Source organism: Anaerotruncus sp. G3(2012), assembly GCF_000403395.2.
Lineage (GTDB): Bacteria > Bacillota > Clostridia > Oscillospirales > Ruminococcaceae > Anaerotruncus.
The window spans coordinates 207,075-209,957 of record NZ_KE159679.1 but is presented as its reverse complement, the minus strand read 5'-3'; the positions used below and the strand labels follow the sequence as shown (position 1 = coordinate 209,957).

Genomic DNA, 2,883 nt, shown 5'->3' with positions numbered 1-2,883 from the left:
TGTCCCAAAACGAGGATAAGACCGCCATCTTCGAGGGCTGGTGCGATTTCCTCAACTACTTTGACAGCTCCATCCGGTTCCAGCTGTCCTTCCTCAACCTGGCCGCGTCCCAGGAAACCTTTGCCCGGTCCATCACCATCCCGCCCCAGGGGGATGATTTTGACAACATCCGCAGCGAGTACACCCAGATGCTGCAAAACCAGCTGGCAAAGGGGAACAACGGCCTGATTAAGACAAAATACCTGACCTTCGGCATTGACGCGGACAGCATCCGGGCGGCAAAGCCCCGGCTGGAACGGATTGAAACCGACCTGCTCAACAACTTCAAGCGGCTGGGCGTAGTGGCGGAGCCGCTGGACGGGCGGGCGCGGCTGTCCCAGCTGCATGGCGTATTCCACATGGATGAACAGGTTCCCTTTTCCTTTTCGTGGGACTGGCTGGCCCCCTCCGGCCTTTCCACCAAGGACTTCATCGCCCCCACTTCCTTTGAGTTCCGCACCGGCAGGCAGTTCCGCATGGGGAAAAAGTACGGCGCGGTCAGCTTTGTGCAGATTCTCGCGCCGGAATTGAACGACCGGATGCTGGCGGACTTTCTGGATATGGAAAGCTCCCTGATTGTCAGCCTCCATGTGCAGTCCTTAGACCAGGTAAAGGCCATCAAGACAGTCAAGCGCAAAATCACCGACCTGGACCGGGCCAAGATCGAGGAACAGAAAAAGGCGGTCCGGGCAGGGTACGATATGGATATAATTCCCAGCGATCTGGCTACTTACGGAAACGAGGCCAAAAAGCTGTTGCAGGATTTACAGAGCCGCAACGAGCGGATGTTCCTTGTGACCTTTCTGGTGCTGAATACGGCGGACACCGCCAGACAGCTGGGCAACAACGTGTTTCAGGCGTCCAGCATCGCGCAGAAGTACAACTGCCAGCTGGCAAGGCTGGACTTCCAGCAGGAGGAAGGGCTGATGAGCTGCCTGCCCCTGGGACAAAACCAGGTGGAAATCCAGCGGGGGCTGACCACTTCCAGCACCGCCATCTTTATCCCCTTTACCACCCAGGAGCTTTTCCAGAACGGGAAAGAGGCGCTGTACTACGGCATCAACGCCCTGTCCAACAACCTTATCATGGTGGACCGCAAGAAGCTGAAAAACCCCAACGGCCTGATTTTAGGCACTCCCGGCTCCGGCAAGTCCTTTTCCGCCAAGCGGGAAATCGCCAACTGTTTTCTGCTCACCACCGATGACATCATCGTGTGCGACCCGGAATCGGAGTACGCGCCCCTTGTGGAGCGGCTGCATGGGCAGGTTATCAAGATTTCGCCCACCTCCGGGGACTACATTAACCCGATGGACCTAAACCTGGACTACTCGGACGATGAAAGCCCGCTGTCTTTGAAATCCGATTTCATTCTGTCGCTGTGCGAGCTGATCGTGGGCGGCAAGGAGGGCTTGCAGCCGGTCCAGAAAACCATCATCGACCGTTGTGTACGGCTGGTCTACCATGATTACCTGAACGACCCCAGGCCGGAGAATATGCCGGTATTGGAGGATTTATACAACCTTCTGCTGACCCAGGAGGAAAAAGAAGCGCAGTACATCGCTACGGCGCTGGAAATCTATGTTTCCGGCTCCCTGAATGTGTTCAACCACCGGACCAATGTAAACATCGACAACCGCATTGTCTGCTATGACATCAAGGAGTTAGGAAAGCAGCTGAAAAAAATCGGTATGCTGGTGGTGCAGGACCAGGTGTGGAACCGCGTCACCATCAACCGCGCCGCCCACAAGTCCACCCGTTACTACATTGACGAGATGCACCTGCTGCTCAAAGAGGACCAGACCGCCGCCTATACCATTGAAATCTGGAAACGCTTTCGGAAATGGGGCGGGATTCCCACCGGCATCACCCAGAACATCAAGGACCTGCTTGCCAGCCGGGAGATCGAGAACATCTTTGAGAACTCGGACTTTGTATATATGCTCAACCAGGCAAGCGGGGACCGGCAGATTCTGGCAAGGCAGCTGGGCATCTCCCCGCACCAGCTGTCCTATGTGACCCACTCCGGCGAGGGCGAAGGGCTGCTGTTCTACGGCAACATCATCCTGCCCTTTATCGACCGGTTCCCCAAGGACACCGAGCTGTACCGCATCATGACCACAAAATTACAGGAATTAAAGGAGGGAAAGCTATCATGACTGCACAGAAAATGAAACACAATCCCCGGCTGTTTTTGCAGCGGGCGATGGAGATTCAGCGCCGCCAGCTGCTTCTGGCGATGGCGGACGCGGTAAGCGAGTGCCGTACTGCGGAGGGCATGGCGGCAGAACTGAACCGTGACGGGGAAACGGGCCTGCTCCGCCTTGCGGAAATCTGGTGCTGCCTCTCCCCTGACACTGGCGGCAGGATTATGGAGGGCAGGGGCGCGGAACTTCTGGCCGATGTGCTGGCACAGGTCTATGCCTGCCTGATCCTCCGTCCTTTACACACCCCGGCTGGCATGGGCCTCTATATGGAACTGCTTTATATGATGGAGGCGCTGATGCTGGGGGAATGGTTTGATTAAGGAGCCGCGCCTGCGCTTCACCGAGGAGGAACGGACCGCCCCGGCGCTGGAAAAGCCGATCCGCCGCGCACAGAAAGCAGCTGTCCGGGCAGACAAGGCGCAGGCCAGGATACCCAAAAAGAAGGTCCGGCAGACCGTTATTGACCCCGATACCGGAAAGAAAACAACGAAACTGACCTTTGAGGAACAGGCAAAGCCGCCCTCCAAGCTGTCCCATGCGGTACGGGGCGCTCCGGCCAACGCGCTGCTTGCCGGGGCGCATAAGGAAATCCGCAAGTCCGAACAGGACAATGTGGGCGTGGAAGGGGCGCACAAGACCG

Annotated in this window: 2 protein-coding genes and 1 pseudogene; all 3 read left to right on the top strand. The window is 57.2% G+C overall.

Annotated features, from left to right (window positions below; translation table 11 throughout):
• Nucleotides 1-2,195 (top strand): VirB4-like conjugal transfer ATPase, CD1110 family (locus C814_RS21100; RefSeq protein ID WP_016317490.1); only part of this gene is annotated, 2,195 nt, incomplete at its 5' end.
• On the top strand, nt 2,192-2,563 hold the full coding sequence (locus tag C814_RS21095) for a DUF3851 family protein (protein WP_016317489.1): 372 nt from the start codon (nt 2,192-2,194) through the stop codon (nt 2,561-2,563). The genes C814_RS21100 and C814_RS21095, both read left to right, overlap by 4 nt.
• Nucleotides 2,556-2,883, top strand: a pseudogene (locus C814_RS21090) (CHAP domain-containing protein); the annotation flags it as partial. The gene C814_RS21095 and the pseudogene C814_RS21090, both read left to right, overlap by 8 nt.

Bases quoted from the DNA above. Each gene is read 5' to 3' on its own strand.
- C814_RS21095 (WP_016317489.1), top strand. From the start codon at position 2,192: ATGACTGCACAGAAAATGAAACACAATCCCCGGCTGTTTTTGCAGCGG.